This is a genomic window from Actinotalea sp. C106 (genome assembly GCF_023630195.1).
Classification (GTDB): domain Bacteria; phylum Actinomycetota; class Actinomycetes; order Actinomycetales; family Cellulomonadaceae; genus Actinotalea.
Window position 1 is genome coordinate 1 of record NZ_JALPKN010000004.1, and the last position, 22,574, is coordinate 22,574.

Here is a 22,574-nt window from a genome sequence, read left to right on the forward strand (position 1 = left end):
AGCCGCCCCGGCCCCCTCGGCGGCGAGCTCGGTGCTGGTCAGGGCGCGGACCCGCGGTGCACGACGCCGGACTGCCTCGCGCGGGGCCACGAGGGGATGAGCCCACCCGGCGGTGACCCACCGCTGTGCCACCGAGGAACGGACGTGCCCACCGACGAGCAGCGCGGCGCCCTCGAGGGTGCTGCGCAGCGCCAGGACCTCACGCACGTGGGGGTAGGGGGCCCGGGGCTCGGCGTGCAGGGGGTCGGCCTCGTCCCAGCACACCACCAGGCCCAGGTCGCGGACGGGGGCGAAGGCCGCAGCCCGGGTGCCGATCACGATCCGGGCCGCTCCGCGTGAGCACGCGAGGAAGGCCCGGTAGCGCGCGGCGGGACCGTCGTCGGCCACCAGACGGACCCAGCCGCCCTGCTCCCCGGGCTGCCACGGCAGCAGACCCTGCGCCACGAGCGCCTGCTCGAGGACGATCACGTCGGCTACCGAGGGCACCACGAGGAGAGCACCGCGGCCTCCGGCGAGGGCGGCGGTCACGACCTGGGCCAGCTCCGCGGCCCAGCCCGTGCCGGAGGACGCGGGAAGGGCGGTCCACACAGCACGTGGCGCCTCACCTGCGGCGACACGACGCAGGAGGGCCGTGCCACCGGTGTACGCCTCCCACGACGAGGCCAGGTCGGTGGATCCGCTCTGCTCGTGGGTCGCATGCCCCTCCACCTCCACCTGCACCTGGCCGGAGGGCCGGCCCTCGGCGGTCGCCGTCGTGCGGGCGGACGGCCCGGCCGCCCAGACCTCCTGCTCCGTCCGGGCGTGCCGAGGCGGCACGGCGAGCCGGATCACGTCCGACCGGGTGCCCGCGTACCGCCGGGCGACCGCGTCGACGAGCTCGCGGACCTGGGGGGTGAGGACGACCTCGGCCGAGACGACCTTGCGCAGCGGCGCCAGCTCGCCCGCGTGCTCGGCGTCGTCGCGGCGCTCGAGGACCAGGCCGTCGACGTCCTGGTGACCGAAGCGCACCTTGACCCGGGTGCCTGGTTGGGCAGCCTCGTCCAGGGAGGCCGGGACCGCGTAGTCGAACGGGTGGTCGAGGTGGGGCTGCGGCCGGTCGATCGCGACAGAGGCCACGGGCCGCACGGTGGCCAGCGGGCCAGGGGCCCGGGGTCGTGCTCGTCGGACCTTGGGTGCGGGCAGACCGGCCAGGGTCGGCTGGTCCTGCGTCCCGCTCCCCTCTCTCACGGCGTCATCCCATCACGTCGCGCCGACACACGGTCCCGGCTGGGCGTGAGCCCTGCGCGCACCCGCCCGGAGTTCGGTCGAGCGGGTCAGGACAGCGCGTCGTGCAGGTCGAGCACGCGGTCGGTCCGCTCCCAGGTGAAGTCCGCGAGCTCGCGGCCGAAGTGCCCGTAGGCGGCGGTGCGAGAGTAGATCGGGCGCAGCAGGTCGAGGTCGCGCACGATGGCCCCCGGGCGCAGGTCGAAGACCTCCTTGATGGCGGCGGTGAGACGGGCCACCGGGACGGTCTCGGTCCCGAAGGTCTCGACGTAGAGGCCGACGGGATGGGACGCGCCGATCGCGTAGGCCACCTGCACCTCGCACCGACGGGCCAGGCCCGCCGCGACGACGTTCTTCGCCACCCAGCGCATCGCGTAGGCGGCCGAGCGGTCCACCTTGGACGGGTCCTTGCCCGAGAAGGCGCCGCCCCCGTGCCGGGCCATCCCGCCGTAGGTGTCCACGATCACCTTCCGGCCGGTGAGCCCTGCGTCGCCCTGGGGCCCGCCGATGATGAAGGTCCCGGTCGGGTTCACCAGCAGCCGGAACCCGGTGGTGTCGATGCCGACCTCCTCGAGCACCGGCGCGACGACGTGCTCGGCGATGTCCGGGGCCAGGGTGCCGTCGAGGGAGACGCCGGGGTCGTGCTGGGTGGAGAGCACCACGGTCTCGAGCCGCACCGCACGGTCGCCGTCGTAGCCGATGGTGACCTGGGTCTTGCCGTCGGGGCGGAGGTACCCCAGGGTCCCCTCCTTGCGCACGTGGGCGAGCCGCTCGGCGAGCCGGTGCGCGACCCAGATGGGCAAAGGCATCAGCGAGGGCGTCTCGTCGCTCGCGTAGCCGAACATGAGGCCCTGGTCGCCAGCGCCCTGGGCCTCGATCGGGTCGAGGACCTCGGTGCCCTGGCGAGCCTCCCAGGCGACGTCGACGCCGGCGGCGATGTCAGGGGACTGCTGGCCGATCGAGACCGAGACCCCGCAGGACCGCGCGTCGAACCCGATGGTCGAGGAGGTGTACCCGATCCGCTGGAGGACGTCTCGGACCACCTGCGGGATCTCCACGTACGCCTCGGTCGTCACCTCACCGGCCACGTGCACCAGGCCGGTGGTGACCATCGTCTCGACGGCCACCCGGGCCGCGCGGTCCTGGGCGAGCATGGCGTCGAGGATGCCGTCCGAGATCTGGTCGCAGACCTTGTCAGGATGCCCCTCGGTGACCGACTCGGAGGTGAACAGGCGCAGATCGCTGGAGCTCATCCGCACAGCCTAGCCAGGACGTGCACGCACGCGGTGACGTCCACAGGATGAACCGCAGACGTGCGGGTGCTCAGGCGGGCAGCAGTGCCACGACCGCGTCCCACACGGCGCCGGCCACCTCGTCCTTGGATCCTGCTGCGGACCGGACCGCGGTGCCGTCGGAATCCAGGACCGTGACCTCGTTCGTCACCTCGCCGAACCCGCGCCCCTCGCCGACGGCGTTGACCACCAGCAGGTCCGCGCCCTTGCGACGCGCCTTCTCGCGGCCGTGGGACAGCACGTCGCCCGTCACGTCCCCCGTCTCGGCGGCGAAGCCCACCACCACCTGGCCGGCGCGCAGCCGGTCCCGGGCGAGCTCGGCGAGCACGTCGGGATTGGTCGTGAGCTCGATCGGGGGTGGGCCCGAGGACCCGGTCTTCTTGATCTTGTGCTCGGAGAGCGCGACCGGACGGAAGTCCGCGACGGCAGCGGCCATCACCACGACATCAGCCTCGGCTGCGGCGCTGCGGACGGCGGTGCGCAGCTCGGCCGTCGTCTCGACCGGGACCTGGCGCACACCGGCCGGGAGCAGGCCGAGCACCTCGGGACCGATGTTCGCACCGACCAGGGTCACGTCGGCGCCCCGGAGATGGGCCGCGCGAGCGAGGGCGACACCTTGCCGGCCGCTCGACCGGTTGCCCAGGAAGCGCACCGGGTCCAAGGGCTCGCGGGTCCCTCCGGCGGAGACGACGACCGTGCGTCCGGAGAGGTCCTGGACCGTGGGCCGGACGAGCGCGAGTGCCGCCGCGGCAATCTCCTCGGGCTCAGGGAGGCGACCGGGACCGGTGTCGGCCCCGGTGAGCCTGCCCGAGGCCGGCTCCAGCACGTGCACCCCGCGGCTACGCAGGGTCGCGACGTTGGCCACGGTGGCCGGGTGCCCCCACATCTCGGTGTGCATCGCCGGGGCCAGCAGGACCGGGCACCGTGCCGTGAGCAGGGCAGCGGTCAGCAGGTCGTCGGCCCGGCCCGTCGCGGCGCGCGAGAGGAGGTCGGCCGTGGCCGGGGCCACCACGACGAGCTCGGCCCCCTTGCCGAGACGCACGTGGTCGACCTCCGTGACACCCTCGAAGACCTCGGTGGTCACCGGTTGGCCCGAGAGGGCCTCCCAGGTCGCGCGACCGACGAACTCGAGCGAGGCCCGGGTCGGCACCACGCGCACCTCGTGCCCGGCCTCGGTCAGCTGCCGCAGGAGCAGCACGGCCTTGTAGGCCGCGATCCCCGCGCTGACACCGAGCAGGATCCGCACGGGTGCCGTCCGGTCAGGAGTCGGTCGGCTGCACCGTGAGCAGACCCGAGTTGATCTCGCGCATCGCGATCGACAGCGCCTTCTCCTGGTGGCGGGCCTCGACGAGGGGCCCGACGTACTCGAGCAGTCCCTCGTTGAGCTGCGAGTAGTACGCGTTGATCTGACGCGCCCGCTTGGCCGAGTAGATCACCAGCGCGTACTTCGAGTCGGCGGCCGCGAGCAGCTCGTCGATGGGGGGGTCGGTGATGCCCTCGGGGGCGGCGACGGTTCCGGACATGTCAGCACTCCGTGGTCGGTGGTGGGGGGCCGGGACGGCCGTGGACGGCGTTCCCTGGGTCGGTGTGGCGCCGTTCGGCGGGACTCCACCGGAGACGCCAGGCCCCGGTCAACCAGGTGATCCTACCGCCTCGGCAGGCCCATCACCTCGACGAGCTCGTCCGTGGCGCGTTGGACCTCGTCGTTGACGACCACGTGGTCGAACTCGCTGGCGGCGGCGAGCTCGACCTTCGCAGTCGCTAGTCGACGCTCGCGCTCGGCCTCGTCCTCGGTGCCGCGACCCACCAGTCGCCGCTCGAGCTCCTCCCAGCTGGGGGGCGCGAGGAAGACGAACCGAGCCTCGGGCATGGCGGCACGCACCTGCCTCGCTCCCGCGAGGTCGATCTCGAGCAGGGCAGGCCGACCGGCCGCGAGGCGCTCGAGAACGGGACCCCGCGGGGTGCCGTAGCTGTTGCGGCCGTGCACGACGGCCCACTCGAGGAGCTCGCCCTCGGCGACCATGCGCGCGAAGGCCTCAGGCCCGACGAAGTGGTAGTGCACGCCGTCGACCTCGCCCGGGCGGGGCGTCCGTGTCGTGGCCGACACCGACAGCCACACCTCGGGGTACCGCGCACGGATGTCCGCCGAGACGGTCCCCTTGCCGACGGCTGTCGGTCCGGCGAGGACCGTGAGCCGCGCGGGCCCGTCCTCCTCGGCCAGCAGACCCCGCTCGGGGACCGTCAAGTCGTTCTCTGCGATGTGTCGTGGCACGTGTCGTGGTCAGCCGAACCGCTCGACCAGGGCCTGCGCCTGGTGCGGACCCAGGCCACGGAGCCGACGGGTCTCGGAGATGCCGATCTCGGCCATGATCGCGCGGGCCTTGATCTTGCCGACGCCCGGCAGGGACTCGAGCAGGGCGGAGACCTTGAGCTTGCCGATCACGTCATCGGTGCGGCCCTGCTCGATCACCTCGGCGAGGGAGCCCTGGGAGTACTTGAGGCGGTTCTTCACCTCAGCTCGTGCCTGACGGGCGGCAGCAGCCTTCTCGAGGGCTGCGGCACGCTGCTCGGGGGTCAGCGGGGGTAGGGCCACGCGGGGTCACCTTCTTCGCAGAGGGGCATGGCGGTCGGGGTCGAACCTAGCGACCTGAGGCGGTCGTCGGCAACGCGAGATCCTCGGACGCCGCAGGTCAGCGCACCGCGACGGCCACCTCGTCGGCCGCGCGGCGCGCTGCGTCGAGGAGGTGACGTGGGTCGGGCCCGGCGCCCAGCACCGCTCGCGAGGTCGAGGCGAGGACGCCGTGGCGAGCCGCTCCGAAGACCTGGGCGATCTCTGCCGCCCCGGCGCCCTGGGCACCCACCCCCGGGGCGAGCAGCGGGCCGCGCACCTGCTCGAGGTCCATCTCGAGCCGGTCGGCGGCACTCCCGACGGTCGCGCCCACCACGAGCCCGACCGACCCGAGGGCCGCGCCCGTGCGCGCCGTCTCAGCGGCGTTGAGCTCGGCTGCGGCGCGCGCGACGGTCCTGGCCACCGCACTGCCCCCGGCGGCGTACCCCGTCGGGAGGACGGCGTGCTGCACCTCGGCCCCCTCGGGGTTCGAGGTGAGCGCCAGGACGAACAGACCGCGACCGGTCCGGGCCGCGACCTCGACCGCCGGGCCGAGCGAGCCGAACCCGAGGTACGGGCTCACCGTGAGCGCGTCGCAGGCCAGGGGCGCCCCCTCGGCCAGGTACGCATCGGCGTACCCGGCCATGGTCGAACCGATGTCGCCGCGCTTGGCGTCGAGCACCACCTGGGTCGTCCCGGCTCCACGCGCAGCCGCGAGGACCTCCTCGAGCACCGCGATGCCCGCGGACCCGTGGCGCTCGAAGAAGGCCGACTGCGGCTTGAGCGCTGCCACCCGGCCCGCCAGGGCCTCGACCACGGTCATCGCGAAGGACCTGAGCCCGGTCGCGTCGTCGGGCAGCCCCCAGGCCGCGAGGAGACCGGGATGCGGGTCGATGCCCACGCACAGCGGTCCGTGCTCGGCCATGGCCCGGCCGATCCGCTGACCGAAGGTCGTGGTCGGCGTGCCGTCCGCGGTCGACGACGGGTCGGTGGTCACGGCGTGACGCCGCCCAGGCTCTGCGCCGCGGGGCGTAGCTCGAGGACGTGGTCCTGCAGGCTCCGGACGCCGAAGGGCCCCTGCCGCAACGACTCGATGCCCTGGACCGCGGCGGCCAGCTGCTGCACCGTGGTGACGATCGCCTTGTCGGCCGAGACGGTCGCCGTGCGGATCTCGTACCCGTCGGCCCTGGCCCCCTGCCCCGAGGGGGTGTTGACGACCATGTCGACCTCCCCCGCGACGATCAGGTCGACGATGGTCGGCTCGCCGTCGGGCCCCTGGCCCGAGGAGAACTTGCGCACCACCCGGGAGCTGATCCCGTTGCGACGCAGCACGGCAGCGGTCCCCGCGGTCGCGAGGATCTCGAAGCCGAGCTCGCTCAACCTCTTGACGGGGAAGGTGATGGCTCGCTTGTCCCGGTCGGCCACCGAGATGAACACGCGGCCGCTGGTCGGCAGCCCGCCGAAGGCCGCAGCCTGGGACTTGGCGAACGCGCTCGGGAAGTCCACGTCGAAGCCCATGACCTCGCCGGTCGAACGCATCTCGGGCCCGAGGACGGTGTCGACCACGGCCCCCGAGGCGGTGCGGAACCGCTTGAAGGGCAGCACGGCCTCCTTCACGGCGATCGGTGCGTCGAGGCTCAGCGTGCCGCCGTCCCCGGTGGGGGGCAGCACGCCCTCCTGGCGCAGCTCGGCGACGGTGCGTCCGGCCATCACCAGAGCAGCCGCCTTGGCGAGCGGCACGCCTGTGGCCTTGGACACGAAGGGCACGGTCCTCGAGGCCCGCGGGTTGGCCTCGAGGACGTAGAGCACGTCGCTGACCAGGGCGAACTGCACGTTGAGCAGACCTCGGACACCCACCCCACGGGCGATCGCCTCGGTCGAGACACGGATCCGGTCGAGCTCGGCGGTCGAGACCGTCACCGGGGGCAGCACGCAGGCCGAGTCCCCCGAGTGGATGCCGGCCTCCTCGATGTGCTCCATGACCCCACCGAGGTACAGGTCGGTGCCGTCGTAGAGGGCGTCCACGTCGAGCTCGATCGCGTCGTCGAGGAAGCGGTCGATGAGCAGCGGCGGGATCTCGTTGTTGGGTCCGGTGGCCGCCGCGCCCAGCAGGGCGCGCTCGACGTACTCGGTGAGCTGCTCGTCCGAGTACACGATCTCCATCCCGCGCCCGCCCAGCACGTAGGACGGACGGACCAGGACGGGGTAGCCGATGTGCCTGGCCACGGTGGTGGCCTCGGCCAGGGTGCGGGCGGTGCCGAAGGCAGGGGCCGGCAGACCAGCCTCGCCGAGCACCCGGCCGAAGGCGCCACGGTCCTCGGCCGCGTCGATCGCGGCGGGCGGGGTGCCCAGGATCGGCAGCCCGGCCGCCTCGAGCCGCTCGGCCAGGGCCAGCGGGGTCTGCCCACCGAGCTGCACGATGATGCCCGCGACCGGTCCGACTGCGAGCTCGGCCTGGTAGACCTCGAGGACGTCCTCGAAGGTCAGCGGCTCGAAGTAGAGCCGGTCGGAGGTGTCGTAGTCGGTCGAGACGGTCTCGGGGTTGCAGTTGATCATGACGGTCTCGTACTCGCCCTTAAGGGCCAGGGCTGCGTGCACGCAGGAGTAGTCGAACTCGATGCCCTGACCGATGCGGTTGGGCCCCGAGCCGAGGATGAGGATCGCGGGGCGCTCGCGCGGCTGGACCTCGGTCTCGTCGTCGTAGGAGGAGTAGTGGTACGGCGTCCGGGCCGCGAACTCGGCCGCGCAGGTGTCGACCGTCTTGTAGACGGGGCGCAGGCCGAGGGCGTGACGCACCTGCCGTACGGTCTCCTCGCCCAGGCCGCGCAGGGAGGCGATCTGCGGGTCGGACAGCCCGTGGCGCTTGGCCCGCCGCAGCAGGTCCGCACCGAGCTCGGGGGCCCGGGCGACCTCGTCGGCGATCTGGTTGATGAGCGCGACCTGGTCGAGGAACCACGGGTCGATCCCCGTGACCCGGGCGACGTCCTCGACGCTCGCGCCACCCTCGTGGCCGGCCGAGCGCAACGCCTGCTGCACGTCGATCAGGCGGTGCTCGGTGGGCACCGCCGTGGAGGCCAGGAGGGCAGCGAGCTCCTCCCCCGCGGGTACCGGGCCCTGCCAGTGGAAGGTCGAGCCGGCGCGGTCGATCGAGCGCATGGCCTTGCCCAGGGCTTCGGCGAAGTTGCGCCCCATCGCCATGGCCTCACCGACGGACTTCATCGTGGTGGTCAGGCGCGGGTCGGCCGACGGGAACTTCTCGAAGGCGAAGCGCGGGATCTTGACCACCACGTAGTCGAGGGACGGCTCGAAGGATGCCGGGGTCGAGCCGGTGATGTCGTTCGGGATCTCGTCGAGGGTGTAACCCACCGCGAGCCGCGCGGCGATCTTGGCGATCGGGAAGCCGGTCGCCTTGGAGGCCAGGGCGCTGGACCGGGACACGCGCGGGTTCATCTCGATGACGACCACGCGGCCTGTCGCGGGGTCGACCGCGTACTGGATGTTGCAGCCGCCGGTGTCCACGCCGACCTCACGGATGACCGCGATGCCGATGTTGCGCAGGTGCTGGTACTCGCGGTCGGTCAGGGTCAGGGCCGGGGCCACGGTCACCGAGTCACCGGTGTGCACGCCCACGGGGTCGACGTTCTCGATCGAGCAGACCACGACCACGTTGTCCGCGTGGTCGCGCATGAGCTCGAGCTCGTACTCCTTCCACCCGAGGATGGACTCCTCGAGCAGCACCTCGGTGGTGGGCGAGTAGTGCAGCCCGGCACCGGCGATCTGACGGAGCTCGGCCTCGTCGTAGGCGATGCCCGAGCCCAGGCCGCCCATGGTGAAGGAGGGCCGCACGACGACGGGGTAGCCGAGGTCCTCGGCGGCGGCGAGCACCTCGTCCATGGTGTGCGTGATGTGGCTGCGCGCGCTCTCGGCCCCGCAGCGCTCGACGACCTCCTTGAAGGCCTGGCGGTCCTCGGCGAGGTGGATCGAGGCCGTGTTCACGCCGATCATCTCGACGCCGTAGCGCTCGAGAACCCCGGCCTCGTCGAGGGCGATCGCGGCATTGAGGGCGGTCTGCCCACCGAGGGTCGCCAGGATCGCGTCGGGGCGCTCCTTGGCGATGATCGCCTCGACCACCTCGGGGGTGATCGGCTCGATGTAGGTGGCGTCGGCGAACTCCGGGTCGGTCATGATCGTGGCCGGGTTGGAGTTGACCAGGATCACGCGGATCCCCTCCGCACGCAGCACGCGGCAGGCCTGGGTGCCCGAGTAGTCGAACTCCGCGGCCTGGCCGATGACGATCGGTCCCGAGCCGATGACCAGGACGCTCGAGATGTCGGTGCGACGAGGCATCAGTGGTTCTCCTCGGTGGTGGTGCTGGTGGCCATGAGCTCGACGAAGCGGTCGAAGAGGTAGCCGGCGTCGTGCGGGCCGGCGGCGGCCTCGGGGTGGTACTGGACGGAGAAGGCCGGTCGGTCGAGGCACTCGAGGCCCTCGACCACCTGGTCGTTGAGGGCCACGTGGGACACGACGACGCGGCCGTACCGTCCGTCGTCGTGCGGGGCGGTGGACTCCTCCTCGATCGGGGCGTCGACCGCGAAGCCGTGGTTGTGGGCGGTGATCTCGACCTTGCGCGTCCGCCGGTCCAGGACCGGCTGGTTGACCCCGCGGTGGCCGTAGGTGAGCTTGTACGTGCCGAAGCCCAGGGCGCGCCCCAGGAGCTGGTTGCCGTAGCAGATGCCGAAGAAGGGGATCCGGCGGTCGAGGACGTCGCGGAGCAGCTCGATCTCGTGGACGGCGGCCGAGGGGTCCCCCGGACCGTTGGAGAAGAAGACGCCGTCGGGCTCGAGGGCGAGCACCTGCTCGGTGGTCGCGGTCGCGGGCAGCACGTGGGTCCGTACCCCTCGCTCGGCGAGGCGCTGCGGGGTCATCGACTTGATCCCGAGGTCCAGGGCGACGACGGTCGCGACAGGCTCGGCCCCGCTCGCGGGCCCACGGACGGGCTCGACCGTGTAAGGCTCGGCGATGGTCACCTCGCCGGCGAGGTCCGCCCCCGACATCGCCGGGGCCGAGCTGACCTCGTCGAGCAGGTCCTGCTCGGCACGCCGACGGCCCGAGGCGTCCAGGAGGGCCGGACCGGAGAAGATGCCTGCCCGCATGACCCCCCGCTCACGCAGGTGGCGGGTCAGGGCTCGGGTGTCGATGTCGCTGATGCCCACGACCCCCTCGTCGGCGAGACCCTCGGCGAGGGTCCGCGTCGAGCGCCAGCTCGAGGGCCGGATCGCGGGATCGCGCACCACGTAGCCGGCGACCCAGATGCGGGTCGACTCGGGGTCCTCCTCGTTCACGCCCGTGTTCCCGATGTGGGGGGCCGTCATGACGACGATCTGGCGGTGGTACGAGGGGTCGGTGAGCGTCTCCTGGTAGCCGGTCATGCCGGTGTTGAAGACGATCTCACCGACCGTCGAGCCCTGGGCCCCGAAGGCGAGGCCGGTGAAGGTCCGGCCGTCTTCGAGGACCAGGACGGCGGTCTGGTCGGTCATGGCTGCTCCTCGGTCGAGGCGACGGGGGTCGTGGGGGTGCCGACGGTAGGCACCAGGGAGGTGAGGGCTGCGGTGAGCGCCTCGCGGTCGGCCCGACGTCGGGTTCGCAGCCCGGTGTCGAGCAGGGCGGGCCCGCGGTCGGCCGTGCCGGGCACCTCCCAGGTGAGGACCACGAGGCCCTCCCCGCCGACGTACTTGCCGGCGATGCCCGGGGCCCGCCCCACGCCATGGACCTGCGAGGCCGGGACGAAGACGTCCGTGGCCCCACGGCGGGCGAGGAGCACCCCGGCCTCGTGCACGCTCACGGTCGCGGCGGCGCGGACCCCGAGGTCGTGGGCGACCACGCGGTCGAGCCAGTCCCCCGCCATCGTGCTCGAGACGTAGATGACCTCGATCGGGGGGCACCGCAGGGCTCCCCGATCGGCCTCGGTGGGGATGAGAGGGGGCGCGGGCACGGCGGCGCCGGTGCGCGCCTCACGCCGACGCCATCCCCACCTCATGGCGAGCAGGATCCCGACGAAGAGGACGGCGAGGACCGCGATCGAGGACTGGGTGGTGGTCACGGCAGGACCTCCCCGTCCCGGACGGGCTCGACCGCGCGACCGTCGAGCACCGTAGGACGGCCCCGCAGGAAGGTCGCGCGGACCTGGCCGACGAGCTCGCGGCCGCCGTAGGGGGTGTTCGCGCTTGCGCTCGCGAGACCTGCCGGGTCCACGGTCCACCGGGCCTCGGGGTCCACGAGGGTCAGGTTGGCGGGCTCGCCGACCTCGAGCGGTCGCCCGTGGGCCTGCTCGCCCTGGTCGATCCGTCCGATCCTGGCCGGGGCGCTCGAGAGCACCCGGGCGACGTCGGCCCAGTCCATGCGTCCCTCGGCGACCATGACGCTCGTGACGATCGCCAGCGCCGTCTCGAGGCCGGTCATGCCGAAGGCGGCGGCCGCCCACTCGCAGTCCTTATCCTCGCGGGTGTGCGGGGCGTGGTCGGTCGCGACGATGTCGATGGTCCCGTCGGCGAGCCCGGCCCGGACCGCCTCGACGTCGGCGTCCGTGCGCAGCGGCGGGTTGACCTTGTAGAGCGGGTCGTAGGTGCGTGCCAGCTCGTCGGTCAGCAGCAGGTGGTGCGGGGTGACCTCGGCCGTGACGGGGATCCCCCGGGCCTTGGCCCAGCGGATGATCTCGACCGAACCGGCCGTGGACAGGTGGCACACGTGCAGGCGGGAGCCGACGTGCTCGGCGAGGAGCACGTCGCGGGCGATGATCGCCTCCTCGGCCACCGCCGGCCAGCCTGCGAGTCCGACCTCGGCCGAGACGACTCCCTCGTGCATCTGGGCGCCCTGGGTGAGCCGAGGCTCCTGGGCGTGCTGGGCGACGACGCCGTCGAAAGCCTTGACGTACTCGAGGGCGCGGCGCATGAGCACCGGGTCGTCGACGCAGTGGCCGTCGTCGGAGAAGACGCGGACGCGGGCCGCGGAGTGCGCCATGGCCCCGAGCTCGGCGAGATGGGTGCCGGCCAGGCCGACGCTCACCGCCCCGACGGGGTGCACGTCGACCCACCCTGCGTCCCGGCCGAGCCGCCAGACCTGCTCGACGACCCCGGCCGTGTCGGCCACGGGCGAGGTGTTGGCCATCGCGTGCACAGCCGTGAACCCGCCCAGGGCGGCGGCGCGGGTGCCCGAGGCGACGGTCTCGGCGTCCTCCCGGCCCGGCTCACGCAGATGGGTGTGCAGGTCGACCAGGCCGGGCAGGGCCACGAGCCCCGCGGCCTCGACCACCTCGGCGGAGGCAGCCCGGTCGTCCTCGGCGGCCGCGGCACCGAGGGCCAGGACCCGGCCCTCCCCGAGGAGGATGTCGGTCGGGGCGCCGCCCAGGGGGCGAGCACCACGCAGCAGGTACGTCGTCATGCGAGCGTCTCCCTCTCCTGGGCGAGCAGCAGGTACAGCACGGCCATCCGGACCGCGACCCCGTTGGCGACCTGCTCGAGGATCACGGCCCGGGGTGAGTCAGCGGCCTCGGCCGAGATCTCGAGCCCGCGGTTCATGGGGCCCGGGTGCAGCACGATCGCGTGGTCGGGCAGCATCCGCAGCCGTCGGGAGTCCAGGCCGAAGGACCGGGTGTACTCGAGCGGACTGGGGAAGAACCCCGTGGCGCCCGTGCGGTCACCACCCATCCTCTCCCGCTGGACCCGGAGCATCATGATCGCGTCCGGCTGCTGGTCGGCCAGCACGGCGTCGAGGTGGTACGAGATCGAGCACGGCCAGGCCTCGGCGCCCACGGGCACCAGGGTCGGGGGTGAGACGAGGGTCACCTCAGCACCGAGCGTGTGCAGCAGCTGGACGTTCGACCGCGCGACCCGGGAGTGCAGCACGTCCCCGACGATCGCGACCCGCAGGCCGGCGAGGTCGTTCCCGACGCCGTCGGGGTTGGCCGTCGTCCCGGTCAGGTGCCGACGGATCGTGTAGGCGTCGAGCAGGGCCTGCGTGGGGTGCTGGTGGGTCCCGTCCCCCGCGTTGACCACCGAGGTGCCGACCCAGCCCGAGTGGGCCAGCCGGTGCGGGGCGCCCGAGGCGGGGTGGCGGATGACCACGGCGTCGGCCCCCATGGCCTGGAGGGTCTGGGCGGTGTCCTTGAGGGACTCGCCCTTGGAGACGCTCGAACCCTTGGCGGCGAAGTTGATGACGTCGGCCGAGAGCCGCTTGGCCGCCGTCTCGAAGGAGATGCGCGTGCGGGTCGAGTCCTCGAAGAAGAGGTTGACCACGGTGCGTCCGCGCAGGGTCGGCAGCTTCTTGATCTCGCGGGCCTGGGTCGCCGCCATCTGCGCGGCCGCGTCGAGGACCTCGATGGCCGTCGTGCGGTCCAGGTCCGCAGCGCTGAGCAGGTGCCTCATCGCGCTCCCCCGTCGATCCGCACCGAGTCGACGCCGTCGGTCTCGACCAGTCGGACCCGCACCTTCTCGGCGAGGGAGGTGGGCAGGTTCTTGCCGACGTAGTCAGCGCGGATCGGCAGCTCGCGGTGGCCCCGATCCACCAGGACGGCGAGCTGGACGGCGCGGGGACGGCCGAGGTCGTTGAGGGCGTCGAGGGCGGCCCGGATGGTGCGCCCCGAGAAGAGCACGTCGTCCACGAGCACGACGACGCGGTCGTCGATGCCCGCCGCGGGCAGGTCCGTGGCCCCGAGTGCGCGGGTCGGGTGCTTGTGCAGGTCGTCGCGGTACATGGTGACGTCGAGGGAGCCGGCCACCGCGGTGGGGTCCAGACCGGGCTCGACCTCGGCGAGGCGAGCCGCGAGCCGCTGCGCGAGCGGCAGGCCCCGGGTCGGGATGCCCAGGAGGACGAGGTCGGCGGCGCCCTTGTTGCGCTCGAGGACCTCGTGGGCGATGCGGGTCAGGGCCCGGGCGATCTCGGGCTGGCCGAGGACCTCGGCGCCCGCCGCCTCGCCACCGGAGCCACCGACGGGCTCAGCAGGAGGGACGGCATCGGGCAGAGCAGGGCCAGAGGACATCTGGCGACCTCCTTCCCCGCCTCACAGGACGGGTCGTTAAAGGATGTCTGACGCCGTGAACACTAACGCACGCGCCCCGGTACGACCGCCCAGGCCGGAGACCACCAGGCCCTAACGCGCAGCCCTCATGCCTCCCGAGGCGTCGCCGGAGGGCTCAAGGGCGCGCCGATGTCCCGATTGCGCCGTTCTGGCACGATACTTCCCTTGTGCCTCCTCTCGCCCCACCGACCCTGACGATCATCCAGTGCGTCGTCGCGGGCCTCATCGCGGGCCTGTGCATGCTCCACCTGGGCTGGTGGCGGGGCGAGCTCCGACGGTCCGGGGCGGGCTGGACCTTGGTGTGGACCGCGGCGCTCGCGGTGCTGTGCCTGGCGAGCGGTCTCACCGGGGTGGTCACCCCCGGCACCGGCACCGAGGCCCTGCTGCTGGTGCGGTTCTGCGCCTTCGCCGCTGCGGTGGTGCTCGCCCTGCCCGCGATCCGCGCCCTGACCGACGGGCCAGGGGTCCGCAGCCTCGCCCTGGGCACCCTCGCCTGGTACGGCACCGCCGTGGTGCTCTGGTCGACCACGGACCTCGTCTACACCCACACGATGCTCGACGGGGTGCCCGCGTACGGCCCGTTCGCCCCTGCCGTGGAGCTGCTGCCCGTGGCCGTCGTCGGGGTGTACGTCGCGGTGGCGGTGCGCTCCCAGCCGATGACCCTCGTCGGCGCGGTCGTGACGATCGCCGGGTTCACCTCGGCCCTGATGCTGCTGGCCTCTTCCCTCCGTCCCACGAGCCCCACGACCGAGCTGCTCGCCGGGCTCTGGGTGCTCCCCCTGGTCGGCGGGCTCCAGGTGCTCGCCACGACGCGCATCGCGGCGGTGCGTCGCGAGGCGATCCGGCACGCGACCCGACGGGACGCCCTCGCCCGGGTCGCGAACGCGGCGTGGTACCTGCGCAGCCCCGAGGCGATCCTCGAGCGGGCCAGGGACGAGTGCCGCGTGGTCCTCGAGGACCCGACGATCGAGGGCACCCTGCGCCCCCTGGCCCGCGAACGCTTCGTCGCCGAGTTCGGGCCGGCCGACGGCCACGAGCAGGACGCGGACGCGCGCGCCTTCCAGCGCGACCTGGCGCGGGTGGTCTCCGGTGCTGCCGAGCGGATCAGCCTGACCGACCGGCTGAGCCACGCGGCGTTCACCGACTCCCTCAGCGGGCTGCACAACCGCCCCGCGCTGGACCGCCGGCTCGCCCAGGCCCTCGAACGGGCCAACGTCGAACGGTCCCGTGTCACCCTCCTGTTCTGCGACGTGGAGGGCCTGCGCAGGGTCAACCACCGGCGAGGCCGGCGCGGCGGCGACGACGTGCTGGTCTACGCCGCCGCGCACCTGGAGGCCGTGGCCGGGCAGCTCGGGTACGTCGCACGGCACGGCGGGGACGAGTTCGTCGTCCTGGTCGAGCGCGCCGGCTCCGACGCGGACCTGCGCACCCTCGCGCACCGGCTGCGCGACGGCTTCAGCCCCCCGGGGTCCGACGTCCTGGGCCCACGCCTCGCCGTCGGGGTCGCCACCTGGCAGCCCGGGGACCTCGTCGACCCGGACGCCCTCCTGCGCGACGCGGACCTGGCGATGCTCGAGGCCAAGCGGTCCCACGCGGGAGTCGCCCTCTACGACGCCGATCTGCGCACCAAGGTCGCAGCCCAGCTCCAGCTGCGCCGTGAGCTCGAGCAGGGGCTCGGTGAGCGGGAGATCATCGGGTACTTCCAGCCGCTGAGCGACGCGGTGACTCTGGAGGTCACGAGCCTCGAGGTGCTCGCGCGGTGGTGCCGGAAGGGCACGGTGCTCCCGCCCGCCGAGTGGTTGCCCTTCGCCGAGGAGAGCGGCCTGATCGTCGAGGTCGGGCGACAGGTCTTCCGGGCGGCCCGGGAGGGCATGGAGCGCTTCGACCTGCCCGTCGCGGTCAACGTGGCGGCCCGCCAGCTCGACGAGCCGGACTTCGTCACCCACGTCGAGGAGTCCTGGGGCACCGACGCGTGGGACCGGCTCACGATCGAGGTGACCGAGAGCGCCCTGCTGTACGACGCCGAGCACGTGCGGGGCTCGCTCGAGGCCCTGGCCGAGCGCGGGGTGCGGATCGCGATCGACGACTTCGGGACCGGCTACAACTCCCTGTCCCGTCTCGGCGAGCTACCGCTGCACGTGCTCAAGATCGACCGGACCTTCGTGCAGGAGGTCCGCAGCCCCGAGGGGGCCGCCGTGCTGAGAGCCATCATCGCCCTGGCCGAGGCGCACGGGCTCGACGTGGTCGCCGAGGGGGTCGAGCACGCCGACGAGCTCACGGCGCTGGTCGAGATGGGGGTGCGCACCGTGCAGGGCAACATGCTCGGGGCGGCGCGGGCGGGGCTGCCCATCCGCGGTGCCCGCGCGGAGTCCGCCCGCACCTCACCGGCCGCGGTGCACCTCGCGGCCGTCCACCGGGTGCGGCCCTCGACGACGGTCTGAGCTCGATGTGCTGAGGCCAGGTGCGCTCAGGCCAGGTCTGCTCAGGCCAGGTGCGCTCAGGCGAGCAGCGTGGGCTTGAGGTCCACGAGTCGACCGAGCAACCCGTTGATGTAGGTGGGTGACTCGTCGGTCGACAGCGACCGGGCGAGCTCGACGGCCTCGTCGACCGCGACGGCGTCGGGGACCTCGTCGTTGAAGAGGACCTCCCACGCGCCGATGCGCAGGACCGCGCGGTCCACCGCTGGCATGCGCTCGAGGGTCCAGCCGTGGGCGTAGGTCGAGAGGTACTCGTCGATGCGCGACTGCTCTGCCAGGACCCCCTCGACCAGGTCGACCGAGTACTGGGGCAGGGAGGCCTCGGTGCCGGGCTGGGCGATGCGAGCCGCGAGGATCTCGATCGGGGCGGCCCCGCGCTGGTCGGCCTCGAACAGCACGTCGACCGCGCGCTTGCGCGCCTTGCTGCGGGCGCTCACCTCAGTCGTTCACACGGCCGAGGTACGACCCGTCGCGGGTGTCGACCTTGACGCGCGTCCCGCCCTCGACGAACAGCGGGACCTGGATCTCGGCGCCGGTCTCGACGGTCGCGGGCTTGGTCCCGCCGGTCGAGCGGTCGCCCTGGAGGCCCGGCTCGGTGTAGGTGATCTCGAGGACCACCGAGGGGGGCAGCTCGACGTACAGCGGCGTGCCGTCGTGGGTCGCGACCATGGCCTGCTGGCTCTCGAGGAGGTAGCTGGCGGCGTCGCCCACCGTGGCCTCGGAGACGTTGATCTGGTCGTAGGTCGAGACGTCCATGAAGACGTAGTCGGCGCCGTCCTTGTACAGGTACTGCATGTCGCGCTTGTCGACGTTGGCCGTCTCGACCTTGGTGCCGGCGTTGAAGGTCTTGTCGACGACCTTGCCCGACAGGACGTTCTTCAGCTTGGTCCGCACGAACGCGCCGCCCTTGCCGGGCTTGACGTGCTGGAACTCCACGACGGTCCAGAGCTGCCCGTCCAGGTTGAGGACGGTGCCGTTCTTCAGGTCATTGGTCGTGGCCACAGTGGATCTTCCTGTCGAGTTCTGAGGGGCGAGCCTCGCGTCGCACCCGGGGCGCCCGGTCGGTGGACGCGCAGGTCGGTGAACAGGCGGGTCTGCTGACCAGCCCTGTCCGTGGACCGGCGGCCCCGGGTCATGGCTCCGGCGGGCCCGCGCGGGCGGACCGCCGTCCAGTGTAGCCGTCCGGGCACCCCGGCCCGCGCGGGCTGCTGCCGTCGCGTTCAGCCGGTGACGAGAAGGCGGGCGACCGCGCCGACGGCCACGGCCCACAGCATCGAGGCGAGGGTCCCGATGACGAAGCGCTCGGAGGTCTCGGGGTGCTGCCGGATCTCGGGGTAGCGTCCCAGGCCCTTGACGGCGATGACGAAGGCGATCCCGGCGGGGTACCCGGCGACGAGGCAGGCGGTCACCGCGAGCCGCTCGAGCACGCCGATCCAGGTGCCCCCGCGCAGGGTCGAGGGGCTCGCGGGGTGAGGGCCTGGGTCCGGGGTCTGCTCGGCGGCGGGTGCGAGATCGGGTTCCGTCGTGGGCTCGGCGGGTGCCAGCAGTCCCTCCTCAGGCAGCCCCTCCTCAGGCAGGCCCTCCTCAGGCGGCTCCGGCTCGCCGCCCTGCCGCGCCTCCGGGCCGAGGGCCTGCGTGGTCGGCTCCTGGCGGGCGTCGTGCGACCTGGCCGCGACGCGAAGCACCGCAGCGGTCAGGGGCCAGCCGCCGAGGGCGCTGAGGGCCAGCGCGACCAGGACCACCAGGACCACGAGGGCGTCGTTCATGCGTCTCCTTCGGCGAGCAGCCGTGCGGCGGCGGGTCGGACCGCGAGCTCCTCGGCCCACAGCGCGGTACGCAGGCGCTGGCTGACGGCCTGCTGGGTGATGCCGAGGCGTTCGGCGACGGCGTCCTGGGTCGCGTCACCGAGCGCGGCGAGGGTGTCGATGACGGCCCAGCCCTGCTCGGTGCGCCGCGCCATGATCGCACCGACGAGGGTCAGCACCGCCTCGCAGTCCGCCCCGGCCGGCGCGTGGGTGGCCTCGACCGCGATCGGGACGGGGCGGGTCCGGCTCTTGGCCCGCTCGACCGCCTCGCGGGCCAGCACGAAGGCGGGGCCCGAGCCTGCGCGCGCCGCCGCCGGCAGGGGCTCGTCGACAGCTCCGGCCCCGAGACCCACGGTCCACTCCCCCAGGCGCAGCACCTCGAGGGCGGTCTCGACGGCGAGGCGCGGGTCGTCGAGCACGGCCTGGACCTCGTCGCCCACGGTCCGTTCGAAGGGACGCACCACGCCGGGAGCGTCACGCACGACGCGGTCCTCGAGATGCCCGAGCAGCCGATCCACGCGGTCCCCCACGCGTCGACTGCCTTGCTGGTCGATCGTCAGGACGAACATGGAACAAGACTAGAGGCTTGTCTGGGGAGAAACAAGCCCTAAGCGTTGTGCGCGAGACGTCCTGCGACGGCTCCGAGAGCCAGCCGGTAGGAGTCGAGGCCGAACCCGGCGACGGTCCCGGTCGAGACGGCGGCGACGACGCTGGTGTGCCGGAACTCCTCGCGGGCGGCGGGGTTGGAGAGGTGGACCTCGACGAGCAGCAGGCCCGAGGTGGTGACCTGGGCGGCGGCGTCCCGCAGGGCGTAGGAGTAGTGCGTGAAGGCCGCGGGGTTGAGGACCACGTGAGCCCGGGAGTCGACGGCCTCGTGGAGCCAGCCGACGATCTCGGACTCGTCGTCGGTCTGGCGCGTCTCGGCCTCGAGGCCGAGCTCGCGGGACCATCCGTCGACGGCCGCGGCGAGGTCGGCGAGGGTCGCGGAGCCGTAGACCTCGGGCTCGCGGACGCCGAGCCGCCCGAGGTTGGGTCCGTTGAGGACGAGCACGCGAGTCATGGCGCGAGCCTAGAGCAGCACGGGCGGGCCCCGGTCGGCGTGACCGGACCTAGAGCATCACGGCCGTACCGCCGGCCTCACGGCTGACCTCGGCGTAGGCCGCGGCGAGCAGGGACGGGTCGGGGCCCTCGAGCCGGCTGGGGCGGGCGACGTCGTCCAGGACGACGAAGCGCAGCAGGTCCCCGCGGGTCTTCTTGTCGCGGCGCATCGCGCTCTGGAGCTGCTCCCAGCGGTCCCCGCGGTAGGTGGTGGGCAGACCGACGGCGGTGAGGATCGCGCGGTGCCGGTCGACGACCTCGTCGGACAGGCGTCCCGCGAGCCGGGCGAGCTCGGCGACGTAGACCATGCCGACGGCGACCGCGGCCCCGTGCCGCCACTGGTAGCGCTCGACGAGCTCGATGGCGTGACCGAAGGTGTGCCCGTAGTTGAGGATCTCGCGCAGGCCGGACTCGCGCAGGTCCTGCCCGACGACGTCGGCCTTGACCTGGACCGCACGTTCGATGAGCTCGCGGAGCACGGGGCGCACCTCCTCGGAGAGCTCGGGGGCGGTCAGGGCGGCGGCGTGCTCCTCGACGAGCTCGAGGATCTGTGGGTCCGCGATGAACCCGCACTTGATGACCTCGGCGAGGCCGGCGGTGCGGTCGTGCACGGGCAGGGAGTCCAGGCTCGCGAGGTCGCACAGCACACCGGCAGGCGGGTGGAAGGCCCCGACGAGGTTCTTGCCCTCGGCGGTGTTGATGCCGGTCTTGCCCCCGACGGCGGCGTCGACCATCGCGAGCAGCGTGGTCGGCACGTGGATGACGCGGATCCCGCGGAGCCAGGTCGCGGCGACGAAACCCGCGAGGTCGGTGGTCGCTCCCCCGCCGAGCCCGACGACGGCGTCGCTGCGGGTGAAGTCCGCCTGGCCCAGCACCTGCCAGCAGAAGGCGGCGACCTGGGCGTGCTTGGCCTCCTCGGCCTCGGGGATCTCCGCGAGGAAGGCCTCATACCCCTGGGCCACGAGGTCCTCGCGCACCGCCTCGGCCGAGGTGGCCAGGGCTCCGGGGTGGATGACCAGGACGCGCTGCACGCCGGGGCCGAGCAGCCGCGGCAGCTCGCCGAGCAGGCGGTCCCCCACGACGACGTCGTAGGGGGCGTCCCCGGAGACGGTCACCACGGTGGGGGCGTCGGCGGGGGGCGTGGTCGGGCTGTCGGTCATGCGATCTCCTCGCGGATGCGCTGGGCGACGTCACCGGGGCGCATCCCGTCGGTCACCACGCGGAGGTTGGCGACGCGCTCGTAGATGGGGCGGCGGGCCTCCATGAGGGCCTGCCACTGGGCGCGCGGGTTGCCCAGCAGGAGGGGGCGCGCGGTGTTGAAGCCGACCCGCGGGGCGGCGTGGGCGAGGCTCACGTCGAGGAAGACGACGAGCCCGCCGGCCTCGCGGTACTCGACCAGCCCCTGCTCGGCGCGCGGGTCGAGCACCGCGCCGCCGCCGAGGGCGAGGACGCCGTCGTGCTCGCGCAGGGCGGTCAGGACGGCGTCGAGCTCGAGCTCGCGGAAGTGGGGCTCGCCCTCGTCGACGAAGATCTCGCGGATGGGCTTGCCGGCGCGCTGCTCGACGTCGTTGTCGGTGTCCCGGCCGTGCACGCCGAGGGTCAGGGCCAGGGCGCGGGCGACGGTCGACTTGCCCGAGCCGGGCGGGCCGATGAGGACGGCGCGGGGACGCAGCGTCGGGGTCGCCCCCTCCAGGCCGTCCCCGTGGGGGGCGCTCATCGCTGCAGCTCGGGGATCGCGTCGAGGTAGGCCTGGTGGTTGCGGGCGACCTCGGCGACGCTGTCCCCGCCGAACTTCTCGATCACTGCCTCGGCGAGGACCAGGGCGACCATCGCCTCGGCGACGACGGCCGCGGGGGGCACCGCGCACACGTCCGAGCGCTGGTGGATGGCCTGGGCGGTCTCCCCCGTGCTGACGTCGACGGTGCCCAGCGCGCGCGGCACGGTCGAGATGGGCTTCATCGCGGCCCTGACCCGGAGCACCTCGCCGTTCGACATGCCGCCCTCGACGCCGCCCGCGCGGTTGGTGCGGCGTCGGATGAGGCCGGTCTCGGGGTCGCGCTCGATCTCGTCGTGGGCCTGCGAACCACGGCGCTGCGCGGTGCGGAACCCGTCGCCGATCTCGGCCCCCTTGATGGCCTGGATGCCGAGCAGGGCTGCGGCGAGCCGTGCGTCGAGCCGCCGGTCCCAGTGCGTGTAGCTGCCGAGGCCGGTCGGGACGCCGTAGGCGAGCACCTCGACGACGCCGCCCAGGGTGTCGCCGTCCTTCTGGCACTGGTCGATCTCGGCGACCATGGCAGCGGAGGTCTCGGCGTGGAAGCAGCGCACCGGGTCGGCGTCGAGGGCGGCGAGGTCCTCGGGGGTCGGCAGTACGGCGTCCTCAGGGGCGCCGACCGGACCGATGGCCACGACGTGGGAGACCAGGCGCAGGCCGACGGCCTGCTCGAGGAAGCGGGCCGCGACGGTCCCGAGGGCCACCCTGGTCGCGGTCTCCCGCGCCGAGGCTCGCTCGAGCACCGGCCGGGCGTCGGGGAAGCCGAACTTGCGCATGCCGACCAGGTCCGCGTGACCGGGCCGGGGGCGGGTCAGCGGCCGGTTGCGGGCCACCTCGCGCTCGTCGCCCGTGCCCGCGTCGACCAGCAGCCGCTCGGGGTCGACCGGGTCGGCCGACATGACGTCGACCCACTTGGGCCACTCGGTGTTGGCGATCTCGATGGCCATCGGGCCGCCCTGGCTCACGCCGTGCCGCAGGCCAGCCAGCACGCGGACCTCGTCCTGCTCGAACTTCATCCGGGCGCCCCGCCCGTACCCCAGCCGCCGTCGGGCCAGGGCCGCCTGGACGTCGGCGGTCGTGACCTCGACCCCGGCCGGCAGGCCCTCGATGATCCCCACCAGGGCGGGACCGTGGGACTCCCCGGACGTCAACCAGCGCAGCATGGCGTCATCCTCCCACGGGGCCCG

The 22,574-nt window shown here is 73.2% G+C and carries 21 protein-coding genes and 1 pseudogene; 1 reads left to right on the forward strand and 21 read right to left on the reverse strand.

The window, feature by feature from the left end; translation table 11 throughout:
- The 13 genes and pseudogenes from L0B03_RS00600 to pyrR form a co-directional block, all read right to left on the reverse strand.
- Positions 1 to 1,116, reverse strand: a pseudogene (locus L0B03_RS00600) (primosomal protein N'); the annotation flags it as partial.
- Positions 1,117 to 1,313: 197 nt separating this feature from the next.
- Positions 1,314 to 2,516 (reverse strand): methionine adenosyltransferase, encoded by a 1,203-nt coding sequence (gene metK / locus L0B03_RS00605; protein ID WP_250442717.1) that lies wholly within the window; start codon positions 2,514 to 2,516, stop codon positions 1,314 to 1,316.
- A gap of 70 nt (positions 2,517 to 2,586) precedes the next feature.
- The gene (gene coaBC, locus L0B03_RS00610) at positions 2,587 to 3,801 is read right to left on the reverse strand and encodes a bifunctional phosphopantothenoylcysteine decarboxylase/phosphopantothenate--cysteine ligase CoaBC (protein ID WP_250442719.1); all 1,215 of its coding nucleotides are present in this window, start codon (positions 3,799 to 3,801) and stop codon (positions 2,587 to 2,589) included.
- Positions 3,802 to 3,814: 13 nt separating this feature from the next.
- Positions 3,815 to 4,078, reverse strand: a complete 264-nt coding sequence (gene rpoZ / locus L0B03_RS00615; RefSeq protein ID WP_208054082.1) for a DNA-directed RNA polymerase subunit omega — start codon at positions 4,076 to 4,078, stop codon at positions 3,815 to 3,817.
- Positions 4,079 to 4,200: 122 nt separating this feature from the next.
- Positions 4,201 to 4,776: a guanylate kinase gene (gmk, locus tag L0B03_RS00620; RefSeq protein ID WP_250442780.1), complete on the reverse strand. Its 576-nt coding sequence runs from the start codon at positions 4,774 to 4,776 to the stop codon at positions 4,201 to 4,203.
- Between the two features lie 60 nt (positions 4,777 to 4,836).
- A complete protein-coding gene (gene mihF, locus L0B03_RS00625) occupies positions 4,837 to 5,148 on the reverse strand; it encodes an integration host factor, actinobacterial type (protein WP_208054083.1) in 312 nt (103 codons plus the stop codon).
- A gap of 97 nt (positions 5,149 to 5,245) precedes the next feature.
- Complete coding sequence (pyrF, locus tag L0B03_RS00630) at positions 5,246 to 6,160, reverse strand: orotidine-5'-phosphate decarboxylase (protein WP_308199963.1); 915 nt, start codon at positions 6,158 to 6,160, stop codon at positions 5,246 to 5,248.
- Positions 6,157 to 9,510: a carbamoyl-phosphate synthase large subunit gene (carB, locus tag L0B03_RS00635; protein ID WP_250442721.1), complete on the reverse strand. Its 3,354-nt coding sequence runs from the start codon at positions 9,508 to 9,510 to the stop codon at positions 6,157 to 6,159. The genes pyrF and carB overlap by 4 nt, the downstream gene beginning before the upstream one ends.
- The gene (gene carA, locus L0B03_RS00640) at positions 9,510 to 10,700 is read right to left on the reverse strand and encodes a glutamine-hydrolyzing carbamoyl-phosphate synthase small subunit (RefSeq protein ID WP_250442723.1); all 1,191 of its coding nucleotides are present in this window, start codon (positions 10,698 to 10,700) and stop codon (positions 9,510 to 9,512) included. Before carA ends, carB begins: the two co-directional genes overlap by 1 nt.
- Positions 10,697 to 11,263 carry a hypothetical protein gene (locus tag L0B03_RS00645; RefSeq protein WP_250442724.1) on the reverse strand — a complete coding sequence of 189 codons (567 nt, stop codon included), beginning with the start codon at positions 11,261 to 11,263 and terminating at the stop codon, positions 10,697 to 10,699. Before L0B03_RS00645 ends, carA begins: the two co-directional genes overlap by 4 nt.
- Complete coding sequence (locus L0B03_RS00650; protein WP_250442726.1) at positions 11,260 to 12,600, reverse strand: dihydroorotase; 1,341 nt, start codon at positions 12,598 to 12,600, stop codon at positions 11,260 to 11,262. The genes L0B03_RS00645 and L0B03_RS00650 overlap by 4 nt, the downstream gene beginning before the upstream one ends.
- Positions 12,597 to 13,583 (reverse strand): aspartate carbamoyltransferase catalytic subunit, encoded by a 987-nt coding sequence (locus L0B03_RS00655; protein WP_250442728.1) that lies wholly within the window; start codon positions 13,581 to 13,583, stop codon positions 12,597 to 12,599. Before L0B03_RS00655 ends, L0B03_RS00650 begins: the two co-directional genes overlap by 4 nt.
- On the reverse strand, positions 13,580 to 14,197 hold the full coding sequence (gene pyrR, locus L0B03_RS00660; RefSeq protein WP_250442730.1) for a bifunctional pyr operon transcriptional regulator/uracil phosphoribosyltransferase PyrR: 618 nt from the start codon (positions 14,195 to 14,197) through the stop codon (positions 13,580 to 13,582). The genes L0B03_RS00655 and pyrR overlap by 4 nt, the downstream gene beginning before the upstream one ends.
- 206 nt (positions 14,198 to 14,403) lie before the next feature.
- Here pyrR and L0B03_RS00665 point away from each other — a divergent pair, with 206 nt between their 5' ends.
- Positions 14,404 to 16,677 carry a bifunctional diguanylate cyclase/phosphodiesterase gene (locus tag L0B03_RS00665; RefSeq protein ID WP_250442732.1) on the forward strand — a complete coding sequence of 758 codons (2,274 nt, stop codon included), beginning with the start codon at positions 14,404 to 14,406 and terminating at the stop codon, positions 16,675 to 16,677.
- A gap of 56 nt (positions 16,678 to 16,733) precedes the next feature.
- Here the strand turns inward: L0B03_RS00665 and nusB are convergent, their stop codons facing one another.
- From nusB to aroC, 8 genes are all read right to left on the reverse strand, one after another.
- Positions 16,734 to 17,150, reverse strand: a complete 417-nt coding sequence (nusB, locus tag L0B03_RS00670; protein ID WP_250442735.1) for a transcription antitermination factor NusB — start codon at positions 17,148 to 17,150, stop codon at positions 16,734 to 16,736.
- A gap of 1 nt (position 17,151) precedes the next feature.
- Positions 17,152 to 17,715: an elongation factor P gene (gene efp, locus L0B03_RS00675; RefSeq protein ID WP_250442738.1), complete on the reverse strand. Its 564-nt coding sequence runs from the start codon at positions 17,713 to 17,715 to the stop codon at positions 17,152 to 17,154.
- Positions 17,716 to 17,933: 218 nt separating this feature from the next.
- On the reverse strand, positions 17,934 to 18,479 hold the full coding sequence (locus tag L0B03_RS00680; RefSeq protein WP_250442740.1) for a hypothetical protein: 546 nt from the start codon (positions 18,477 to 18,479) through the stop codon (positions 17,934 to 17,936).
- Positions 18,476 to 19,087 carry a SatD family protein gene (locus L0B03_RS00685; protein WP_250442742.1) on the reverse strand — a complete coding sequence of 204 codons (612 nt, stop codon included), beginning with the start codon at positions 19,085 to 19,087 and terminating at the stop codon, positions 18,476 to 18,478. The genes L0B03_RS00680 and L0B03_RS00685 overlap by 4 nt, the downstream gene beginning before the upstream one ends.
- A gap of 38 nt (positions 19,088 to 19,125) precedes the next feature.
- Positions 19,126 to 19,578 carry a type II 3-dehydroquinate dehydratase gene (locus L0B03_RS00690; RefSeq protein ID WP_250442744.1) on the reverse strand — a complete coding sequence of 151 codons (453 nt, stop codon included), beginning with the start codon at positions 19,576 to 19,578 and terminating at the stop codon, positions 19,126 to 19,128.
- A 49-nt stretch (positions 19,579 to 19,627) separates the two neighbouring features.
- Complete coding sequence (gene aroB / locus L0B03_RS00695) at positions 19,628 to 20,776, reverse strand: 3-dehydroquinate synthase (RefSeq protein ID WP_250442746.1); 1,149 nt, start codon at positions 20,774 to 20,776, stop codon at positions 19,628 to 19,630.
- Positions 20,773 to 21,333 carry a shikimate kinase gene (locus L0B03_RS00700; protein ID WP_250442748.1) on the reverse strand — a complete coding sequence of 187 codons (561 nt, stop codon included), beginning with the start codon at positions 21,331 to 21,333 and terminating at the stop codon, positions 20,773 to 20,775. The genes aroB and L0B03_RS00700 overlap by 4 nt, the downstream gene beginning before the upstream one ends.
- Complete coding sequence (gene aroC / locus L0B03_RS00705; protein WP_250442750.1) at positions 21,330 to 22,550, reverse strand: chorismate synthase; 1,221 nt, start codon at positions 22,548 to 22,550, stop codon at positions 21,330 to 21,332. The genes L0B03_RS00700 and aroC overlap by 4 nt, the downstream gene beginning before the upstream one ends.
- Positions 22,551 to 22,574: the final 24 nt, after the last annotated feature.

What these genes read in the sequence shown, in the direction of transcription:
- aroC (WP_250442750.1), bottom strand. Translation starts at nt 22,550, where the DNA reads ATGCTGCGCTGGTTGACGTCCGGGGAGTCCCACGGTCCCGCCCTGGTG.
- pyrR (WP_250442730.1), bottom strand. Translation starts at nt 14,197, where the DNA reads ATGTCCTCTGGCCCTGCTCTGCCCGATGCCGTCCCTCCTGCTGAGCCC.
- L0B03_RS00655 (WP_250442728.1), bottom strand. Translation starts at nt 13,583, where the DNA reads ATGAGGCACCTGCTCAGCGCTGCGGACCTGGACCGCACGACGGCCATC.
- metK (WP_250442717.1), bottom strand. Translation starts at nt 2,516, where the DNA reads ATGAGCTCCAGCGATCTGCGCCTGTTCACCTCCGAGTCGGTCACCGAG.
- carA (WP_250442723.1), bottom strand. Translation starts at nt 10,700, where the DNA reads ATGACCGACCAGACCGCCGTCCTGGTCCTCGAAGACGGCCGGACCTTC.
- rpoZ (WP_208054082.1), bottom strand. Translation starts at nt 4,078, where the DNA reads ATGTCCGGAACCGTCGCCGCCCCCGAGGGCATCACCGACCCCCCCATC.
- aroB (WP_250442746.1), bottom strand. Translation starts at nt 20,776, where the DNA reads ATGACCGACAGCCCGACCACGCCCCCCGCCGACGCCCCCACCGTGGTG.
- L0B03_RS00650 (WP_250442726.1), bottom strand. Translation starts at nt 12,600, where the DNA reads ATGACGACGTACCTGCTGCGTGGTGCTCGCCCCCTGGGCGGCGCCCCG.
- L0B03_RS00690 (WP_250442744.1), bottom strand. Translation starts at nt 19,578, where the DNA reads ATGACTCGCGTGCTCGTCCTCAACGGACCCAACCTCGGGCGGCTCGGC.
- L0B03_RS00680 (WP_250442740.1), bottom strand. Translation starts at nt 18,479, where the DNA reads ATGAACGACGCCCTCGTGGTCCTGGTGGTCCTGGTCGCGCTGGCCCTC.
- L0B03_RS00685 (WP_250442742.1), bottom strand. Translation starts at nt 19,087, where the DNA reads ATGTTCGTCCTGACGATCGACCAGCAAGGCAGTCGACGCGTGGGGGAC.
- L0B03_RS00700 (WP_250442748.1), bottom strand. Translation starts at nt 21,333, where the DNA reads ATGAGCGCCCCCCACGGGGACGGCCTGGAGGGGGCGACCCCGACGCTG.
- carB (WP_250442721.1), bottom strand. Translation starts at nt 9,510, where the DNA reads ATGCCTCGTCGCACCGACATCTCGAGCGTCCTGGTCATCGGCTCGGGA.